The following is a 17,234-nucleotide window of genomic DNA, read 5'->3' as shown; positions in this document are numbered from 1 at the left end:
CCAGGAGCCAGGGGGCGATATGCGACGGGAGACTGCGTACAAGCTGGCCGGACGCAAGCATGATCATGCCTCGCATCACGCCGGCAGCGGGATCGCCAAGACGCGGGAGATCCGCTTCAAGGCCTTTCCCCCGGGTCAGGTTGTTCAGGCCCGTCGGTCGCTGGCGGCGCTGCGCGGCGTGCAGGTTGAAGAGGGCGGGGATGAGCTCAGTCTGCTCGTCCATTACAACGTGCTCGACTTCACCCTCCAGCTGCTCGACGAGGCGCTGATCGGCGCGGGCTTCCATCTCGACCGCTCGCTGCTCACCCGGCTTCACCGGGCGCTGATTTACTACGTCGAGGAGACCCAGGTGCACAACCTGCGGTCGCCCGAGCGGCTGATCAAGCAGTCCCACGAGGTGTACATCCAGGCGTACGCCCACCATCCCCACGGCGATCACGACGATACGCCGCCCGATCTGCGCGACTTCAAGTAACCCGAGGCTGCCTGCGGGCGGCCTGGGTTCACGCTCTAATTTCCATGAACGACGATCAGCTGCTGCGCTATTCGCGCCACATTCTGTTGCCCCAGATCGGTATCGAGGGTCAGGACGCCATCGTGGCTGCCCGCGTGCTGGTGGTCGGGGCAGGGGGCCTTGGTTCGCCAGCCGCCATGTATCTCGCGGTTGCGGGGGTCGGAACCTTGGTGCTGGCCGATGGCGACACGGTGGATCTGACCAACCTGCAGCGCCAGATACTGCACTCGCAGGAGAGCGTCGGTCGGCTTAAGGTCGAGTCCGGCCGGGATACCCTGGCGCGGCTCAATCCGGAGGTTCGGGTCGTGCCGGTGGCAAGCCGGCTCGAAGGCGCCGATCTGGATGCCGAGGTGGCTGCCGCCGATGTGGTGCTGGATTGTTCCGACAACTTTGCGACGCGCCACGCCATCAACCGGGCTTGTGTTGCCCATCGCAAGCCGCTGGTCTCGGGTGCGGCGGTGCGCTTTGACGGTCAGGTGTCCGTGTTCGATCTGCGCAAGGACGAAAGCCCCTGCTACCACTGTCTCTTCCCCGAGGGCGAGGATGTGGAGGAGGTGCGCTGTGCGGTCATGGGGGTGTTTGCGCCGATCACCGGCATCGTCGGGGCGATCCAGGCGGCCGAGGCGCTCAAGCTGCTGGCGGGTTGCGGCGAGCCGATGGTCGGGCGTCTGCTGCTGCTCGACGCCCTTGGGGCGGACTGGCGGACGATCCGCCTCGGGCGGGATCCGGCCTGTCCGGTTTGCGGGTCACGCTGAGCGGGATTTCGCCGGGCCCGTAAGGGCCTTCCAGAACAACACCAGCCCCAGTTTCTGCTGGGCCCAGAAGTTGTCGCGGGCGGCGATCTCTTCAGCGCTCTGCTCGTGGATGCCGGTGGGCGGCAGACCTTTTTCGAGATACAGCGTGCCGAAAAGGATGTCCCAGATCGGCAGCAGGATCGCAAAGTTGCAGCCTTTCTGAAAGCGCGGATCGGCCGGCAGGTCGATGGCGTGGTGCCAGCGGTGGTAGCGCGGGCCGACGATCAGGTAATCGCCGATCGTGCCGAAATCCAGCCGGGTGTTGGTGTGAGAGAGGTTCTCCACCAGCCGAAGGGCGATCAGCAGGCCGATGAAGTGCCCGGGCGGCACACCGATCAGCAGCGACAGGCAGGCAAACCACACGCCGGCGATCACGTCGTCGAGCAGATGGTTGCGGGAGTCGGTCCAGAACGACATCTGCCGCTGCGAATGGTGGATGCCGTGCAGCGCCCACCACCAGCCAAAGGTGTGGGACAGGCGATGGCGCCAGTACTCGGCAAAGTCGAGGATCACCAGATAGATCACGAAGCTTGCCAGCGGCTTGGTGTCGAGGCCGGGCAGCCAGTCTTCGAGCTGGCGCGGGATGACGTCGTGAAAGCGCAGCCAGCTCTCTAACTCCATGAAAACCGGGGCGAGCAGCACGAAGACCACCAGCGGGATCACGCCCATCCGATTAAGCACCGAATAGATGATGTCCACCTTGACGGCGCGGCGTTCGGCCCATTTTTCGGCGGGCCACCAGGCTTCGAGGGGGCGCATCAGGGCGTAGGCGATCGCCAGTTCGATGCAACCCAGTAGAACGAACTCGACGCCCTCGAAACCCATTTCCACGTAGCTGGCGAGGCCCAGGGCAAACAGCACCGGCTGGACGAAGGTGTCGAACAGCCAGCCCTGGATCGTAATGAACAGGTCGGTCAGAAGCTGCATCATCGGTTTGGAATGGTGGCGAAGCAGAAGCCGCGATCCTTGAGCCCGGCGATCAGCGGATCGAGCATCGGGGCGAAAGGATCCTTGCGGGACCAGATGCCCAGGTGGGCCATCAGGATGTCGCCGTCGCGGATGTTGGCGAGGGCGCGCTTGAGCAGGGCTTCGTTGGGATAGACGTCGGACGGTAGCTCGTCGCCGAGGAAACCGGCGGGCGCCCAGAGGACGTGACGGTAGCCGCAGGCTTCGGCGGCCTTGAGGGTGTTGGGCGTGGTGCGGCCGCCCGGGGCACGCCACAGGGCATCGAGCTTGCGGCCGGTGAGGTCGGCGAAGCGGGTGTCCGGGGCCTTGAGTTCGGCGCAGATCTGCGCGGCGTCGAGGGTGGTCTGGCTGCCGTCCATCAGGCGGTAGCGCACTTTGCCGCCGGCTTCATCCTTGCGGAACGAGCCGTGACGCCAGGTGTGGCTGCCGAAGGCGTGGCCCTCGGCGACGCGGGCTTTCCAGAAATCGGCCCAGCTGGGGTCGAGGGCCATGTCGCCGCGCAGGGTCTTTTCCTGGGCGACGAAGAAAGTGGCTTTCACCCGGTGCTTCGCGAGGATGCCGGCGATGGCCTCGGCGTGGCGCATGTTGCCGGTGTCGAGGGTGAGGTAGACCGTTCCCCGGCAGGTGACGTCAGCGGCCTGGGCGATGCCCGCTGCGGTGAGCAGCGGGGCGGCGAGGGCGAGCACGACCGTGCGGAGCGGCATCACTGCCTCGGGGCGTGGCTGATGAAGGAGACGCCGTGGGGCGAGCGGCCGACCGGGATAGAGTAGGCGAGCTTCTTCTGCTCCAGATTCACGACTTGTACCTTGCGGGCGAAGCGGGCGGTGGCCCACAGCTCCTTGCCATCGGCGCGGATCTCCATGTCGTCGGGGCCGCCGGGCACGTCGTACTTTTCGACTTCGGTGAGGGTCTGCATGTCCACGAGGGAGATGCTGCCGTTCATCGAGCGGTTGGAGACGAACACATGACGACCATCGCCGCGGGCCAGGAAGTTGTGGGCGGCCTTGGCAGTGACGATCTTCTTGACCGTCTTGCGGGCACGCCAGTCGATCACTTCCACGTAGTCGGCGCCCATGATGCCGACCAGCAGGTATTTGTCGTCCGGCGTCATGTGGATGCCGGCGGGCGTCGGGCCGACGGGCACCTTCCAGATGGGCTGCTGGGTCTTGAGGTCGATGGCGAGCACCTCGTTGGAATCCTGCAGGGTGATGAAGACGAACTGGCTGGCCTTGTCGAAGGCCATGTGGGACGGCGTTTTTGCGGCGGGCACGCGGGCCACCAGCGAGTAGTCTGCGGCCCGGTAGAGGTCGACCCGGTCAAGGCGCAGCGAATTGGCCACGAACCACTTGTTGTCCGGCGAGAAGCCGAGCTGATAGGGGTCGGAGATGTTCTTGATGCGCTTCTGTTCTTTGCCAGTTGCGGGATCGAAGAACACCAGTTCGTTCGAGACGGCACACGCGACGATCACTGAGCTGTCGTCGGGCGTGGCGATCAGATGGTGAGGTTCCTTGCAGGCCGGAGCGCGGCCGGTTTCCTTGTAGGTCCGGGTGTCGATGAAGCTGACGTTCTCGTCCACCGAATTGAGGACGATGGCAGTTTCAGCCTGGGCGGCGGAGATCGATAAAAGGGCGGAGATGATGAGACCGGTCAGGAGGGGGAGCTTCATACGCTGGACGAATGACAAGGGAGTCCAGATTAACGGCCGCCGATGGCCGACGTTGACCCCCTCGGCGATCTATTTCAAACGTTTGCAATTCGCCGCTAAAGGCGGCTCAGGCAGGCCTGGCAAGGATGCGCAGATCGGGGCCGATCTGGCGAATGTCATGAAAGACGAGCTGGCGCTTGTCCTGCAGGCTGATGAGCGCCGGCAGGTTGAAGAGGCCCCGCGCGGCGTCGCCGACGAGGGACGGGGCGAGGTAGAGGATGAGCTCGTCTACGCAGCCTTCGCGCAGCAGCGAGCCGTTGAGCTTGAAGCCACTTTCGGCGAGTACCTCGTTGATGCCGCGCCGGCCGAGTTCGAGCATCAGCGCGTTGAGGTCGACCTTGCCGCCGTCGTTGGGCAGGATCACCACGTCGGCGCCCCGGCGCTGGAGGGCTGCGATGCGCTCGGGCTGATCGATGGCGCCGGCGATGAGCACCTTGCCGCCATCGAGGAGCTTGGCGTTGAGCGGGGTTTCGAGGCGGGCATCGACCACCACGCGCAGGGGCTGGCGTTCGGTGGGGATGGCGCGGACGGTGAGCTGCGGGTCGTCGTCGCGGACGGTGCCGATGCCGGTGAGCACGGCGCACGAGCGGGCGCGCCAGCGGTGGGCGTCGCGGCGGGCGTCGTCGCCGGTGATCCACTGGGAGACGCCGTTCTCGAGGGCGGTCTTGCCGTCGAGGGTGGCGGCAACCTTGAGGCGCAGCCACGGGCGGCCACGGGTCATGCGTGAGACGAAGCCGATGTTGAGCTCGCGGGCCTGGGCTTCCTGCACGCCAGACAGCGTTTCGATGCCGGCGTCCCGCAGGCGGGCGAGGCCGCGCCCGGCGACCAGCGGGTTCGGGTCTTCCATCGCGGCCACGACGCGGGCGACGCCAGCCTTGACGAGGGCGTCGGCGCAGGGCGGCGTGCGGCCGTGGTGGGAGCAGGGTTCGAGGGTGACGTAGGCGGTGGCGCCGCGGGCGGCCTCGCCGGCCATCGCCAGGGCGTGGACTTCGGCGTGGGGCTCGCCGGCCCGGACGTGCCAGCCTTCGCCGACGATCCCGCCATCGCGCACGATGACGCAGCCGACACGGGGATTGGGCGTGGTGGTGAACAGGCCGCGCTCAGCCAGGACGAGGGCGCGGGCCATCCACCGGTAGTCGTCGGCGCTGGCGGTCATCGGCAGGGAATTACTGAGGGGTGTTACGGGGGCGGCCGCGGGGCTTGGTGGTGACTTCACGGATGACTTCCGAGAATTCGTCCACGTCCTCGAAGGCGCGATAAACGGAGGCGAAGCGGATGTAGGCGACCTTGTCGAGCTTCTTGAGCTCGCGCATGACGAGTTCGCCGATGCGTTCGGAGGCGATTTCGCGCTCGCCCGATGCGAGCAACTTGGCTTCGATGCGGTCGACGGCGGCTTCGACGCTTTCGGCGGTGACCGGCCGCTTGCGCAGCGCCAGCGTCAGGCTGCCGAGGAGCTTGTCGCGGCTGTATTCGGCACGGCTGCCGTTCTTTTTGACGACCTGAGGCATCTTGAGATCGATGCGCTCGTAGGTGGTGAAGCGCTTGTCGCAGGAGAGGCACCTGCGGCGGCGCCGAACGATGTCACCGTCCTCGTTTTCACGGGTGTCGGTGACCTGGGTGTTGTCGGCGCCGCAGAAGGGGCAATGCATGGGCTTGCGCTAGCTGGCCGGGTGGCTGCTTACGCGCCGTACACCGGGAACTTGCGGCAAAGTTCGGCAACCTTGGCGCGCACGTTTTCGGTGGTGGCTTCGTCGTTGGGCTTGTCGAGCACGTCGGCGATGAGATGCGCGATGCGCTCGGCCTCGATCTCGGTGAAGCCGCGGGTGGTCATGGCCGGCGAGCCGATGCGGATGCCGGAGGTGACGAAGGGCTTCTGCGGATCGTTGGGGATCGAGTTTTTATTGACGGTGATGTGGGCACGGCCCAGCGCGGCTTCGGCTTCCTTGCCGGTGATGTTCTTGGACTGGAGGTCGACCAGGAACACGTGGCTTTCGGTGCGGCCGGAGACGATGCGCAGACCACGCTCTTCACCCAGCACGCGGGCCATCACGCGGGCGTTGGCGATGACTTGCTCCTGATAGCGCTTGAAGGAGGGCTCGGCGGCTTCCTTGAAGGCCACGGCCTTGGCGGCGATGACGTGCATCAGCGGACCACCCTGGAGGCCCGGGAAGATGGCGGAGTTGAGCGCCTTCTCGTGTTCGGCCTTCATCAGGATGATGCCGCCGCGGGGGCCGCGGAGGGTCTTGTGGGTGGTGGAGGTGACCACGTCGGCGTGGGGCACCGGGTTCGGGTAGTAGCCCGCGGCGATGAGGCCGGCGTAGTGGGCCATGTCCACCCAGAAGATGGCGCCGATTTCCTTGGCGATCTTGGCGAAGCGCTCGAAGTCGATGCGCAGGGCGTAGGCAGAGGCGCCGGCGATGATGATGCGCGGCTTGTGCTCGCGGGCCAGCGCTTCCATCTTGTCGTAGTCGATCTCTTCGTTCTTGTCGAGGCCGTAGGCGACGACGTTGAACCACTTGCCGGACATGTTGAGCGGCATGCCGTGGGTGAGGTGGCCGCCTTCGGCCAGGCTCATGCCCATGATGGTGTCGCCGGGCTTGGCGAAGGCCATCAGCACGGCTTGGTTGGCCTGGGAGCCGGAGTTGGGCTGGACGTTGGCCGCTTCGGCGCCGAACAGGGTCTTGAGGCGGTCGATGGCGAGCTGCTCGGCCAGATCGACGAACTCACAGCCGCCGTAATAGCGCTTGCCCGGATAACCTTCCGCGTACTTGTTGGTGAGCTGGGAGCCCTGGGCTTCCATGACGGCTGCACTGACGTAGTTTTCGGAGGCGATCAGTTCGATGTGATCTTCCTGACGGCGGTTTTCGGCCTCGATGGCCTGCCAGAGTTCAGGGTCGACCTTGGCAAGGGTATTTTGCTTGGAAAACATGGCTATCCAGGTGGGCTTGAGTCAAATTCGGATTTTAGCATGCCACTTTGGGCCGTGCAGAACGCAAGCGAGCCCGCAGGCCCTTCTCGGGCTGCGGGCTCGGGTGTGGTCGGGGTTTCAGACGTTGAAGTGACTGGCCTTCGACTGGAGGTTGGCGGCCAGTTGCTCGAGCAGGGCGGCCTGTTCGTTGGTCTGGCGGGTGACCTGGTTGTTCTGGTCGGCCATGCGGGCGATGTCTTCCACGCCGCGGGCCACTTCCTGGCTGGCGATGCTCTGCTCGCGGGTGGCGTCGGCGATGTCGTTCACGGCGCTGGTGGTGCGGTCGCTCTCGTTGCGGATCGTTTCGAGCACGGCGCCGGAGTCGGTGGCAAGGCGCACGCCGTCCCGCACCTCTTCGGTGACGCCGCGGATCATCGACACGACCCGATCGGCCTCGGTCTGCACTTCGCTGACGGTTGAGCTGATTTCCCGGGTCGAGGTGGCCGTGCGTTCGGCGAGCTTGCGCACTTCGTCGGCGACCACCGCAAAGCCCCGGCCGCTCTCGCCGGCACGGGCAGCCTCGATGGCGGCGTTGAGGGCGAGGAGGTTGGTCTGGTCGGCGATGTCGTTGATGATCTTGCCGATGTTGGAGATCCGGGCCGAGCGTTCGGAGAGCAGATTGACCGCGGCGCCGGCGTTGTCGATCTCGGAGGAGATGCGGTCCATGCCGTTGATCATCTGCCGCACCGTGTCTCCGCCGCTTTCGGCCTGTTGTTGGGCGCTCTGGGTGATGTTGCGGGCGGTGGCGGCGCTGTCCGAGACGTGGGTGATGCTGACCGAGAGTTCCTCGATGGCGGAGGCAAGGCTGGTGGCGGCTTCGTTCTGCGCGGTGGTGCTGGCCACGACGTTGTCGGAGCTGGCGCGGACGGATTCCGCCACCTCGCGCACCGAGGCGCTGGCACGCTTCACTTCGCCAATCAGGGCGCCCACCTGACGGGTGGTGTTGTCGAGGGCGCTACTCATGAGGTCGAGCTCGTTACTGCTGCCGGGTTCCACGCGGGGGAACTGGGCGGTCATGTTGCCTTTGCCCACTTCTTCCATTGCCTGCAGCAGGACGCGGATCGGCGAGAGCTGGCGGCGGGAGATGAGATAGAGGGCGACCGTGAGCACCAGGGCGCCGCCCAGGCACAGGGCGATCAGGGTGTTGCGCAGGCTGCGCGCCTCGACGGTGAATTCTTCGACGTAGCTGCCGGTTGCCATCAGCCAGCCCCAGTCGGAGATGGATTCGAAGGCCATCATCTTCTGGCTGGAGCGGCCTTTCTCGTCGGTCCAGTCGTAGGTGGCGAGGCCTTCCTTGCGCGCGAAGAGGTCGCCCAGCACCTGCTGCATCTGGGGGTTGTTGATGTCGCCGACCGTCTTGCCGGTGAGGGTGGGGTGGTAGATGAACTCGGTCTTTGCTGCGTCGGCGTTGGGCGCCACGATGTAGGCGTAGCCGGTGCTGCCGGACTTGATCTCGCTGAGCACCTTGAACAGGCGCTCCATGTCGCCGTGGATGTCGACCCGGGCGGCGAGGGCGCCGACGACCTGCCCCTTGTCGTTGGTGATGGGTTCGAGGGCCGAGATGTAATACAGGCCGTTGCGCCTGACGATGCCGGCGTAGGGCTTGCCCGCGAGCAGGGCCTGGACTTCCTTGCCGTCGGCAGCGAGGGCGGTGCCTTCGGTGCTCTTGCCGTCCTTGTCCTTGAGCAGGGTGGCGGCGCGGACGAAATCATTGCCCGAACGCACGAGCAGGGCTGGATCGGCGTCGACCTGCTTGCGCATCGACAGCAGCAGCTCCGTGTTGCCGTTCAGCACCCGGTCGCCGGCGTGGATGACGGGGATCTCGTATTTTCCGGATTGGACGGTTTCGGGGCCGACACGCAGCGTGCCCAGGTTGTCCTTGACCCGCCGCAGGGCTCTGTCGGCAGCAGCCACCGCGTTGGCGTGGGTCAGATCCAGCAGGCGCACCACATCGCGGACCTGCAGGGTCAGATCCGCTTCCGTCTTGGCAAGGGCTGCGCGCTCTGAAAAATAGGTGGTGAAGCCGATCAGCACGGCGAACACTGCAACGCTGACGAGCGCCGTGGCAATCGAAAGCTGGTGGACAACGGAAGTGCGCTTGATATTGAACATCCTTCAACTCCGGTCATTGCGGTCCATCCGTTGGACCCAACGTGCGTGTAATCGACCGGAATGAAGAAAACTTGAAAGCAGGCCGCCGGGGGCGCTGCTTTCAGGGTCAGGCGTTGGGGAGTTCGTCGAGGGCCTGGTTGAGGTGCTGCTGCTGGGCCCACGCGATGAGCGACCAGGCGGCGCCGTCCCAGCCGATCCAGTTGAGGGCAGCGTTGGGGATGGTGAAATCCCTTGGAGCGGTGAGCGGCTTGCCGGAGGCGAGGCGATGGACGATGTCGAGCACGCCGCCGTGGGTGACGATCAGCACCGTTCCGTCGGGGTGGCGGTGGGCGATGCCTTCGAGGGTTCCGTGGATGCGGGCCGCAAACTGCCGCAGGCTTTCGCCGCCTTCCGGAAAGGTGAATTCCGGATCGCGGGTTTCGAAGCGGTGGTAATCGTCGGGGAAGCGGGTTCGCGCTTCGTCGTAGGTGAGGGCCTGGAAGCTGCCATAGTGGCGCTCGCGCAGGGCGGCATCGAAGGCCAGTTCGAGGCCGCAGCGCTCGGCGATGGCGGCGGCGGTCTGCCGGGCGCGGGTGAGGTCGGACGAGTAGGCCGCGTCGAAGCGCTCGGCAGCGAGGCTCGCCGCGGTGGCGCGGGCCTGGACGAGACCGGTGTCGTTGAGGGGAATGTCGGTGTGGCCCTGGAGCCGGCGTTCGGCGTTCCAGGCGGTTTCGCCGTGGCGGACGAGGCAGATTCGGGTTGCCATTGCTGCAATGCAGTAAAAAATCCGTGGGGAACGCAGTATCGCACGTGTTTTTAGGCTCTGGCGTTTCCCGGCGCTCACCGAAAAGGCGTTTTTTCGGGGTTGTGACCGAATATTTGCGCCGAAATCGTTTTTGGTAGGCGTAATCCCTTATTGCTGGCGGGTGGTTCTCGCCGATAATCCGGGCGCTGGAACCCTGGACGTTTCCGATATAAGAGACGGTCGTATAGTCAAATCAAAGGAGGTGCGGGACGTGCAAGCCCTGCTCAAACTATCGCGCGCGATCGATGCGCTGAACCAGCGGGTCGGAAAGGCCACGATCTGGCTGGTTCTGGTGGTCACGGTCATAAGCGCCATCAATGCCGTTGTGCGCTACGCCTTCAACTACAGTTCGAACGGTCTGCTGGAAATCCAGTGGTATCTGTTCTCCGCCATCTTCCTGTTGTGTGCTGGCTACACCCTGATGCGTAACGAGCACGTGCGCATCGACGTGGTGTCGAGCCGCTTCTCTCCGCGGGTGCATGCCTGGATCGACATCATCGGCACGCTGTTCTTCCTGGCGCCGATGGCCATCGCCGTGCTGTACCTCTCCTGGCCGATCTTCATCAATTCGTTCCTGAATAACGAATACTCGTCCAACGCCGGTGGCCTGATCGTGTGGCCGGTGCGTGGCCTCGTGCCCCTGGGTTTTGCGCTGCTGATCCTCCAGGGTGTCTCCGAGCTCATCAAGCGGGTGGCCTTTTTGCAGGGCCTGATCGGCGATCCCAATGCCAAGGCCGACGCGCCTTCGGCCGAGGAAGAACTGGCCCGGGCCATCAAGCAACAGCGTGGGGAGACCGTCTAAATGGAATTCATCGCTGCCAACATGGCGCCCCTGATGTTCGGGTCGCTGGTGATCTTCCTGCTGTTCGGCTATCCGGTGGCGTTCGCCCTGGCCGCCAACGGCGTTGTCTTCGGCCTGATCGGCATCGAGTTGGGCCTGCTCACGCCAGCGCTGTTCCAGGCGCTGCCTGACCGGATCTTCGGGGTGATGTCCAACGACACCCTGCTGGCGATCCCGTTCTTCACCTTCATGGGGCTGATCCTCGAGCGATCGGGGATGGCGGAGGATCTGCTCGATACCATTGGCCAGCTGTTCGGCCCGGTGCGCGGCGGCCTCGCCTTTGCGGTGATCTTCGTCGGCGCGATCCTCGCTGCGACCACCGGCGTGGTGGCGGCCTCGGTGATTTCGATGGGCCTCATCTCGCTGCCGATCATGATGCGCTATGGCTACGACCAGCGTCTGGCGACGGGCGTGATCGCTGCGTCGGGCACGCTGGCCCAGATCATCCCGCCGTCGCTGGTGCTGATCATCATGGCCGACCAGCTGGGCCGTTCCGTGGGTGACATGTACCAGGGTGCGATGATCCCGGGCCTGGTGCTGACCGGCCTGTACGTGGGTTACGTTGCGCTGGTGGCGGTCTTCAAGCCGGCGGCAGCCCCGGCGCTGCCGCTTGAGGCGCGCACGCTGCGCGGGGGCAAGCTGTTCCTGCGGGTGCTCACTACTCTGGTGCCGCCCCTGACGCTGATCTTCCTGGTGCTCGGCACGATCTTCCTCGGCATCGCGACGCCGACCGAGGGTGGGGCGATGGGCGCTGCCGGGGCACTGGTGATGGCCATCCTGCGCGGCCGGCTCAACGTGTCGCTGCTCAAGCAGGCGATGGAAACCACGGCCAAGCTGACCACCTTCGTGGTGTTTATCCTGGTTGGCGCGCGGGTCTTCTCGCTGACCTTCTACGGTGTGGAAGGCCACCTGTGGGTCGAGCACCTGCTCACCGGGCTCCCCGGCGGCCAGCTCGGCTTCCTGATCGTGGTGAACATCCTGATCTTCCTGCTGGCCTTCTTCCTCGACTTCTTCGAGCTGTCGTTCATCGTGGTGCCGCTGCTGGCGCCGGTGGCCGAGAAGCTGGGCATTGATCTGATCTGGTTTGGCGTGCTGCTGGGTGTGAACATGCAGACCTCGTTCATGCACCCGCCCTTCGGCTTTGCGCTGTTCTACCTGCGCTCGGTGGCGCCAGCCTCCATCAAGACGACCCAGATCTACTGGGGTGCGGTGCCCTTCGTGATCATCCAGATCATCATGGTCGCGATCATCATCACCTTCCCGCAGCTGGTGACCATGGGCCTCGACAAGCAGGAGAAGGTGGATACCGACTCGATCGAGATCGTGGTGCCCGAAGGCGAGGCGCCGGAGGATTCGCCGGTTCAGTTTGATGCGCCGCAGGAAGGCGAAGGCAAGCCCGCCGGTGACGGCGCGGAGGTGCCGCCGCCGGCCGAGGACGACGCGGCCAAAGCGCTCGAAAAGGCCCTGCAGCAGGACAAGAAGTAGGGCGGTTTTCAGATGTAAAAAAACCCGGGGAGTGCTCCCCGGGTTTTTGTTTTGTGGCGTACTTGCTCAGGCCTGGACGACCCGGTTCCGGCCGGCGTTCTTGGCGGCGTAGAGGGCCCGGTCGGTGCGGCTGAGCAGATCTTCGGCGGTTTCGCCAGGCTGGCGGCTGGCGATGCCGATCGAGGCGCTGATGTTGGTCAGCCGCTCGCCGGTGCGACTGTCCTTGAGCACCAGATGTTCGATGGAGATGCGCAGGGTTTCGGCCAGCTGGTGCGCCTGCTGGGCGGTGCCGCCGCAGAAGATCAGGGCGAATTCCTCGCCGCCGTAGCGATAGACCGACACCCCCACCCGCGTGGCGGCAGACAGCTGCTTGCCCACCAAGCTCAGCACGCGATCGCCCACGAGATGGCCGAAGCGGTCGTTGAACTGCTTGAAGTGGTCGATATCGAGCAGCGCGAGGTGGATCACCGGGCCCCGGTCGCTTTGCTCGAGGAACTGCGCAAGTTCCATATCGAAGGCGCGGCGGTTGAAGACGCCGGTGAGCTCGTCGTTCATCGCGTTCTGGCGCAGGGTTTCGAGCTCGCTGCGCAGGCGCCGGATTTCCTCGTTGGCTGCGGACAACCGCTGCTCGAAGCGCGAGGTGTTCTGCTGCATCGCGGTGGAGCCCTGGAGCAGCTTGTCGAGGGTGCCGAAGATGTCATCGACGCTGCCGGCGCCGGCGGTGGTGTTGCCGCGCAGGTCGCGGTTGCATTCGTCGAGGAGCGTCGAGAACGAGCGGGTGCCGGCGAGGGTTGCGTTGAGGTCGTGGTCGATGCCGCTGACCATCTGCTCGAAGCTGTCCTTCATCCGATGGAGGGCGGTTTCGATGTCGCCGGTGGACGAGACGTGTTCGCGGAAGAGGTCCTCGGCCTTGGTGAGGGGGATCATCCCGTAGGCCGAGACGATCTCGTCGATGCGCTGGTTGAGCGTCGGATCTTCGTTGGAGACGTAGGTGTACCAGAGGGCGTAGTTGATCGGCGTCACCGGGATCTGGTGCTTCACCATGATCGGCACTGCCTTGCGAAGTCGTTCCGCCGCTTGTTCAACTGAACCGCTAATCACTCTGATCCTCCTGAAGGGGGGCGGGTGGCTGCCCGGAGAGGTGTCCTCCGGCTTTCCAGTCCGGCCCGCGGCCTTTTTAGCCACACCTGAGCTTATCGGCGGGCGCGGCCAAAACTTCATGGCCGGGCGGAATGAACAACGGCGCCCGCAGGCGCCGTTGTGCTCAAAATGGGCAGTCTGCCCGTTTATGAGGCTTCGTACATCAGCGTGCCTTCGACCAGGGTGTAGCGCACCTTGCCCGGGAGTTCGAGGCCCAGGAAAGGCGTGTTCTTGCCCTGGCTCTTGAGCATCGAACGGTCGATGAGCTGGTAGGTGTCGGGATCGAACACGCACACGTCGGCGCGAGCGCCGACCGACAGGTGGCCACCCTTGGCGATGCCGGCAATTTTTGCCGCCTCGGAGGTGATTCGGGCAACGGCGTCGATCAGCGGCAGCTTGTGTTCGGCTGCCCACTTGAGGGTGAGCGGCAGCAGCAGTTCGAGCCCGGTGGTGCCGGGTTCGGATTCGCTGAACGGAGCCTGCTTGGCGTCGTCGTCTACCGGCGTGTGGTCGGAGCAGATCGCGTTGATCCGGCCGTCGGCCAGGGCCTTCGAGAGCGCGATGCGGTCGCGCTGGCTGCGCAGGGGCGGGATCACGTGGCAGTGGGGGTTGAAGTAGCCGATGTCCATGTCGCACAGATGCAGATGGTGGGCGGCCACGTCGCAGGTCACATCGACACCGTCCTTGCGGGCCTGCTCGATGAGGTCGAGGCTTTCGGCGGACGACAGGCGGGTGATGTGCAGCCGCGCACCGGTCTGGCGGGCGAGGCGCAGGTAGGTGAACAGCGCGACGATCTCGGCACTGGCCGGAATGCCGGGCAGGCCGAGGCGCGAGGCGACTTCACCATCGTGGGCAACGCCGCCACGGGCGAGGTAGGGATCAACCGGCTGCAGCCAGACGCGGAAGCCGAAGGTAGCGGCGTACTGCATCGCACGGCCGAGCACCCGGGTGTCGAGGATGGGCACATTGGCCTGGCTGAAGGCCACGCAGCCGGCTTCGACCAGCTCGGCCATCTCGGAGAGCTGTTCGCCCTTGAGACCGATGGTGAGGGCGCCTACCGGATAGACGTGGGCGCGGTTGAGCTTCTTGGCCCTATAGCACAGCATCTCGACGAGGCCGGGTTCGTCGAGCACCGGGTCGGTGTCGGGCGGAATGGCGAGGCTGGTGATGCCGCCGGCCATGGCCGCGTCCATCTCGGATTCGAGGGTGGCCTTGTATTCGAAGCCGGGCTCGCGCAGGCGGGCGGCGAGGTCGATCAGGCCGGGGGCGACGATCAGGCCGCTGGCGTCGATGGTGCGGGCGGCGGTGAAGCCGGCTGGCGCCTGGCCGACGCCGGCGATCTTGCCGTCGGCGATGTAGAGATCCTGCTGCGCGTCGAGGCGGTTGGCCGGGTCGATGATCCGGCCATTTGTGATGTGGATGTTCATGGTCGAAAACCTGTAGATCAGTGACTGCCCAGCATGCTCATGACGGCCATGCGCACCGCGATGCCGAAGGTGACCTGCGGCAGGATCACCGCCTGGCCGCCGTCGGCCACGGCGGAGTCGATCTCGACGCCGCGGTTCATGGGGCCGGGGTGCATCACGATGGCGTCGGGCTTGGCGAGGGCGAGCTTGTCTGCGGTGAGGCCCCACACCTTGAAGAATTCCTGCGGGCTGGGCAGCAGGGCGCCGTTCATGCGCTCGTTCTGCAGGCGCAGCATCATCACCACGTCCACGTCCTTGAGGCCTTCCTGCATGGTGGCGCAGTAGCGCACGCCCATCTTTTCGACATCGGTCGGGAGCAGGGTCTTGGGGCCGATGACGCGCACTTCGGGCACGCCGAGGGTGGTGAGCGCGGCGATCTGCGAGCGGGCGACGCGGGAGTGGAGCACGTCACCGACGATGGCGACGGTGAGGTTGTGGAACTCTTTCTTGTAGTGCCGGATGGTGTACATGTCCAGCAGCCCCTGAGTGGGGTGGGCATGGCGGCCATCGCCGGCATTGACCACGTGGATGTGGTCGCGGCCGGTGTTCTGCAGGTGCTGGGCGATCAGGTGCGGGGCGCCGCTGGATTCGTGGCGCACCACGAACATGTCGGCCTGCATCGCGCAGAGGTTGTCCACGGTGTCGAGGAGCGTCTCGCCCTTCTTGGTGGACGAGGTGGACACGTTGAGGTTGATCACGTCGGCCGACAGGCGCTTGGCGGCGATCTCGAAGGTGGTGCGGGTGCGCGTGCTGTTCTCGAAGAACAGGTTGAAGACGCTCTTGCCGCGCAGCAGCGGGAGCTTCTTCACTTCGCGCTCGGCCATCTCGGTGAAGGGCGCGGCGGTGTCGAGGATCTGGGTGATGATGCTGCGCGGCAGGCCGTCGAGGGTCAGCAGGTGCTGCAGTTCGCCGTGCTTGTTGAGTTGAGGGTTATGCATGGATCAGCCTCATGGTGAGGGCGCCGGAGTCGTCGCGCTCGAGTTGCAGGTTTTGCCCGGCGGGCAGCGGTTCTGGCAGCGTGAGGGCGCAGAAGCGGGCGGCGATGGGCAGCTCGCGTCCGCCGCGGTCGATGAGCACGGCCAGGTCGACCCGGGCCGGGCGGCCGTAGTCGAAGAGTTCGTTGAGGGCGGCGCGGGTGGTGCGGCCGGTGTAGAGCACGTCGTCCACGATGACAATGTGGGCGTCTTCCACGTCGAAGGGGATCTTCGAGCCCTGGGGCTGCTGGTGCAGGCCCTTTGCGGCGTAGTCGTCCCGGTAGAAGCTCACGTCGACGCTGCCGAGGGGCTGGGTCAGGCCGAGGAGGGCGTGGAGGCGCTGGGCGAGCCACACGCCGCCGGTGTGGATGCCGACGAGCGCGGTGGCCGGTGTGACGTGGGGACGCATCGCGGCGGCCAGTTCGGCGATGAGGTGTTCGGCGTCAGGTAGCTGCATGTTTGGCACTTTCGAAGTACTGGAGCAGGATGATCTGGGCGGCGGCGGAGTCGAGGCGGGGCTTCTGCTTGCGCCAGCCGTGGTGGCCGGCCTCGCTGAGACGGCCTTCGGCCTCGGCCGACGACAGGCGCTCGTCCACCAGCGTCACGGGCAGGCCGTAGCGACCGTGAAGCTGGTTGGCGAAGCGCCGGCAGCGGACGGTCATGGCGTGCTCGGAGCCGTCGAGGTGCGTGGGCAGGCCGACGACGAGGGCGGACGGCTTCCATTCGGCGAGGAGCTTTTCGATGGCGGCAAAGCGCGCGGCGTTGGCTTCTTCGGCAATCGGCGCGAGGGGATGGGCGTGGCCGGTTTCGGTCTCGCCGACCGCCACCCCGATACGCGCGAGGCCGAAGTCGAAGGACAGCAGGGTGCTCACGCGTGGCCGGCGACGTCGGACAGTTTTGCGAAGTCGACGCCGATGAGTTGCATGGCCGCGGCGAGGCGCTCTTCCGGCGGCAGGTCGAAGACGATGGCAAGATCGGCGGGCACGGTGAGCCAGGCGTTCTGGGCAAGCTCGTGCTCGAGCTGGCCGGCAGACCAGCCGGCGTAGCCGAGGGCGACCAGCACCTCGCCGGGTTCGCCCTTGTTGGCGAGGGACTGGAGCACGTCGCGGGAGCTGGTGAGGCCGACGGTGTCGCTCACCTTGAGGGTCGAATGCCAGTCGCCGGCGGGGCGATGGAGCACGAAGCCCCGATCGGCCTGGACCGGGCCGCCGAAATACACCGGCAGATCGGCAAAATCAGGCTGCTCGAAGGGGATGTCGATGCGCTCGAAGAGCGTTGCCAGCCGCATGTCGGTCGGGCGGTTGACGATGACGCCCATGGCGCCGTTCTCGTTGTGCTCGGCGATGTAGGTGAGCGTGCGCGAAAAGTTCGGATCGGCCATGGCGGGCATGGCGATCAGGAAGTGATCGGTGAGGTTGATGGTGGTCGTAGTCACGGGTGGTATTCTAAGCCGAGGTCGCCGATTGTAGCGGCAACTTTTCGGTC

Annotated in this window: 18 protein-coding genes; 4 read left to right on the top strand and 14 right to left on the bottom strand. The window is 65.6% G+C overall.

What is annotated here, in order from left to right; translation table 11 throughout:
- Positions 1–19: 19 nt before the first annotated feature.
- Complete coding sequence (locus GH681_RS12240; protein WP_153161764.1) at positions 20–475, top strand: hypothetical protein; 456 nt, start codon at positions 20–22, stop codon at positions 473–475.
- A 44-nt stretch (positions 476–519) separates the two neighbouring features.
- On the top strand, positions 520–1,269 hold the full coding sequence (locus GH681_RS12235; RefSeq protein WP_153161763.1) for a molybdopterin-synthase adenylyltransferase MoeB: 750 nt from the start codon (positions 520–522) through the stop codon (positions 1,267–1,269).
- Here the strand turns inward: GH681_RS12235 and GH681_RS12230 are convergent.
- The 8 genes from GH681_RS12230 to GH681_RS12195 form a co-directional block, all read right to left on the bottom strand.
- On the bottom strand, positions 1,261–2,238 hold the full coding sequence (locus GH681_RS12230; RefSeq protein ID WP_153161762.1) for a sterol desaturase family protein: 978 nt from the start codon (positions 2,236–2,238) through the stop codon (positions 1,261–1,263). The genes GH681_RS12235 and GH681_RS12230 overlap by 9 nt on opposite strands.
- On the bottom strand, positions 2,235–2,978 hold the full coding sequence (locus GH681_RS12225) for a polysaccharide deacetylase family protein (RefSeq protein WP_153161761.1): 744 nt from the start codon (positions 2,976–2,978) through the stop codon (positions 2,235–2,237). The genes GH681_RS12230 and GH681_RS12225 overlap by 4 nt, the downstream gene beginning before the upstream one ends.
- A complete protein-coding gene (locus GH681_RS12220) occupies positions 2,978–3,940 on the bottom strand; it encodes a beta-propeller fold lactonase family protein (protein WP_153161760.1) in 963 nt (320 codons plus the stop codon). The genes GH681_RS12225 and GH681_RS12220 overlap by 1 nt, the downstream gene beginning before the upstream one ends.
- A 106-nt stretch (positions 3,941–4,046) precedes the next feature.
- Positions 4,047–5,135 carry a bifunctional diaminohydroxyphosphoribosylaminopyrimidine deaminase/5-amino-6-(5-phosphoribosylamino)uracil reductase RibD gene (ribD, locus tag GH681_RS12215; RefSeq protein WP_153161759.1) on the bottom strand — a complete coding sequence of 363 codons (1,089 nt, stop codon included), beginning with the start codon at positions 5,133–5,135 and terminating at the stop codon, positions 4,047–4,049.
- A 10-nt stretch (positions 5,136–5,145) separates the two neighbouring features.
- The gene (nrdR, locus tag GH681_RS12210; protein ID WP_153161758.1) at positions 5,146–5,628 is read right to left on the bottom strand and encodes a transcriptional regulator NrdR; all 483 of its coding nucleotides are present in this window, start codon (positions 5,626–5,628) and stop codon (positions 5,146–5,148) included.
- 29 nt (positions 5,629–5,657) lie between these two features.
- Positions 5,658–6,908 (bottom strand): serine hydroxymethyltransferase, encoded by a 1,251-nt coding sequence (gene glyA / locus GH681_RS12205; protein WP_153161757.1) that lies wholly within the window; start codon positions 6,906–6,908, stop codon positions 5,658–5,660.
- A 117-nt stretch (positions 6,909–7,025) separates the two neighbouring features.
- A complete protein-coding gene (locus GH681_RS12200; protein ID WP_153161756.1) occupies positions 7,026–9,059 on the bottom strand; it encodes a methyl-accepting chemotaxis protein in 2,034 nt (677 codons plus the stop codon).
- Between the two features lie 106 nt (positions 9,060–9,165).
- Entirely contained in the window at positions 9,166–9,804 is a 639-nt protein-coding gene (locus GH681_RS12195) for a histidine phosphatase family protein (RefSeq protein ID WP_153161755.1), read from the bottom strand.
- 250 nt (positions 9,805–10,054) lie between these two features.
- On the opposite strand from GH681_RS12195, the gene GH681_RS12190 reads away from it, so the two are divergent.
- Complete coding sequence (locus GH681_RS12190; RefSeq protein WP_153161754.1) at positions 10,055–10,645, top strand: TRAP transporter small permease subunit; 591 nt, start codon at positions 10,055–10,057, stop codon at positions 10,643–10,645.
- Positions 10,646–12,169 (top strand): TRAP transporter large permease subunit, encoded by a 1,524-nt coding sequence (locus GH681_RS12185; RefSeq protein ID WP_153161753.1) that lies wholly within the window; start codon positions 10,646–10,648, stop codon positions 12,167–12,169.
- A 66-nt stretch (positions 12,170–12,235) separates the two neighbouring features.
- On the opposite strand, the gene GH681_RS12180 is transcribed toward GH681_RS12185, so the two are convergent.
- The 6 genes from GH681_RS12180 to GH681_RS12155 form a co-directional block, all read right to left on the bottom strand.
- The gene (locus tag GH681_RS12180; protein ID WP_194271221.1) at positions 12,236–13,213 is read right to left on the bottom strand and encodes a GGDEF domain-containing protein; all 978 of its coding nucleotides are present in this window, start codon (positions 13,211–13,213) and stop codon (positions 12,236–12,238) included.
- Between the two features lie 242 nt (positions 13,214–13,455).
- A complete protein-coding gene (locus GH681_RS12175) occupies positions 13,456–14,736 on the bottom strand; it encodes a dihydroorotase (RefSeq protein WP_153161751.1) in 1,281 nt (426 codons plus the stop codon).
- A gap of 17 nt (positions 14,737–14,753) precedes the next feature.
- Complete coding sequence (locus tag GH681_RS12170) at positions 14,754–15,713, bottom strand: aspartate carbamoyltransferase catalytic subunit (protein ID WP_153161750.1); 960 nt, start codon at positions 15,711–15,713, stop codon at positions 14,754–14,756.
- Entirely contained in the window at positions 15,706–16,206 is a 501-nt protein-coding gene (gene pyrR / locus GH681_RS12165; RefSeq protein ID WP_153161749.1) for a bifunctional pyr operon transcriptional regulator/uracil phosphoribosyltransferase PyrR, read from the bottom strand. Before pyrR ends, GH681_RS12170 begins: the two co-directional genes overlap by 8 nt.
- Positions 16,193–16,621 carry a Holliday junction resolvase RuvX gene (gene ruvX, locus GH681_RS12160; protein ID WP_153161748.1) on the bottom strand — a complete coding sequence of 143 codons (429 nt, stop codon included), beginning with the start codon at positions 16,619–16,621 and terminating at the stop codon, positions 16,193–16,195. Before ruvX ends, pyrR begins: the two co-directional genes overlap by 14 nt.
- Positions 16,618–17,184 (bottom strand): YqgE/AlgH family protein, encoded by a 567-nt coding sequence (locus GH681_RS12155; RefSeq protein ID WP_153161747.1) that lies wholly within the window; start codon positions 17,182–17,184, stop codon positions 16,618–16,620. Before GH681_RS12155 ends, ruvX begins: the two co-directional genes overlap by 4 nt.
- Positions 17,185–17,234: the final 50 nt, after the last annotated feature.

It is taken from the genome of Zoogloea sp. 1C4, from assembly GCF_009469605.1.
GTDB classification, from domain to species: Bacteria; Pseudomonadota; Gammaproteobacteria; order Burkholderiales; family Rhodocyclaceae; genus Zoogloea; species Zoogloea oryzae.
The sequence above is the reverse complement of the archived record's forward strand: the minus strand, read 5'-3'. Positions and strand labels throughout refer to the sequence as shown.

Coding starts and splice junctions, on each gene's coding strand:
- GH681_RS12240 (WP_153161764.1), top strand. CDS start 20: ATGCGACGGGAGACTGCGTACAAGCTGGCCGGACGCAAGCATGATCAT.
- GH681_RS12235 (WP_153161763.1), top strand. CDS start 520: ATGAACGACGATCAGCTGCTGCGCTATTCGCGCCACATTCTGTTGCCC.
- GH681_RS12230 (WP_153161762.1), bottom strand. CDS start 2,238: ATGATGCAGCTTCTGACCGACCTGTTCATTACGATCCAGGGCTGGCTG.
- GH681_RS12225 (WP_153161761.1), bottom strand. CDS start 2,978: ATGCCGCTCCGCACGGTCGTGCTCGCCCTCGCCGCCCCGCTGCTCACC.
- GH681_RS12220 (WP_153161760.1), bottom strand. CDS start 3,940: ATGAAGCTCCCCCTCCTGACCGGTCTCATCATCTCCGCCCTTTTATCG.
- ribD (WP_153161759.1), bottom strand. CDS start 5,135: ATGACCGCCAGCGCCGACGACTACCGGTGGATGGCCCGCGCCCTCGTC.
- nrdR (WP_153161758.1), bottom strand. CDS start 5,628: ATGCATTGCCCCTTCTGCGGCGCCGACAACACCCAGGTCACCGACACC.
- glyA (WP_153161757.1), bottom strand. CDS start 6,908: ATGTTTTCCAAGCAAAATACCCTTGCCAAGGTCGACCCTGAACTCTGG.
- GH681_RS12200 (WP_153161756.1), bottom strand. CDS start 9,059: ATGTTCAATATCAAGCGCACTTCCGTTGTCCACCAGCTTTCGATTGCC.
- GH681_RS12195 (WP_153161755.1), bottom strand. CDS start 9,804: ATGGCAACCCGAATCTGCCTCGTCCGCCACGGCGAAACCGCCTGGAAC.
- GH681_RS12185 (WP_153161753.1), top strand. CDS start 10,646: ATGGAATTCATCGCTGCCAACATGGCGCCCCTGATGTTCGGGTCGCTG.
- GH681_RS12180 (WP_194271221.1), bottom strand. CDS start 13,213: ATGGTGAAGCACCAGATCCCGGTGACGCCGATCAACTACGCCCTCTGG.
- GH681_RS12175 (WP_153161751.1), bottom strand. CDS start 14,736: ATGAACATCCACATCACAAATGGCCGGATCATCGACCCGGCCAACCGC.
- GH681_RS12170 (WP_153161750.1), bottom strand. CDS start 15,713: ATGCATAACCCTCAACTCAACAAGCACGGCGAACTGCAGCACCTGCTG.
- pyrR (WP_153161749.1), bottom strand. CDS start 16,206: ATGCAGCTACCTGACGCCGAACACCTCATCGCCGAACTGGCCGCCGCG.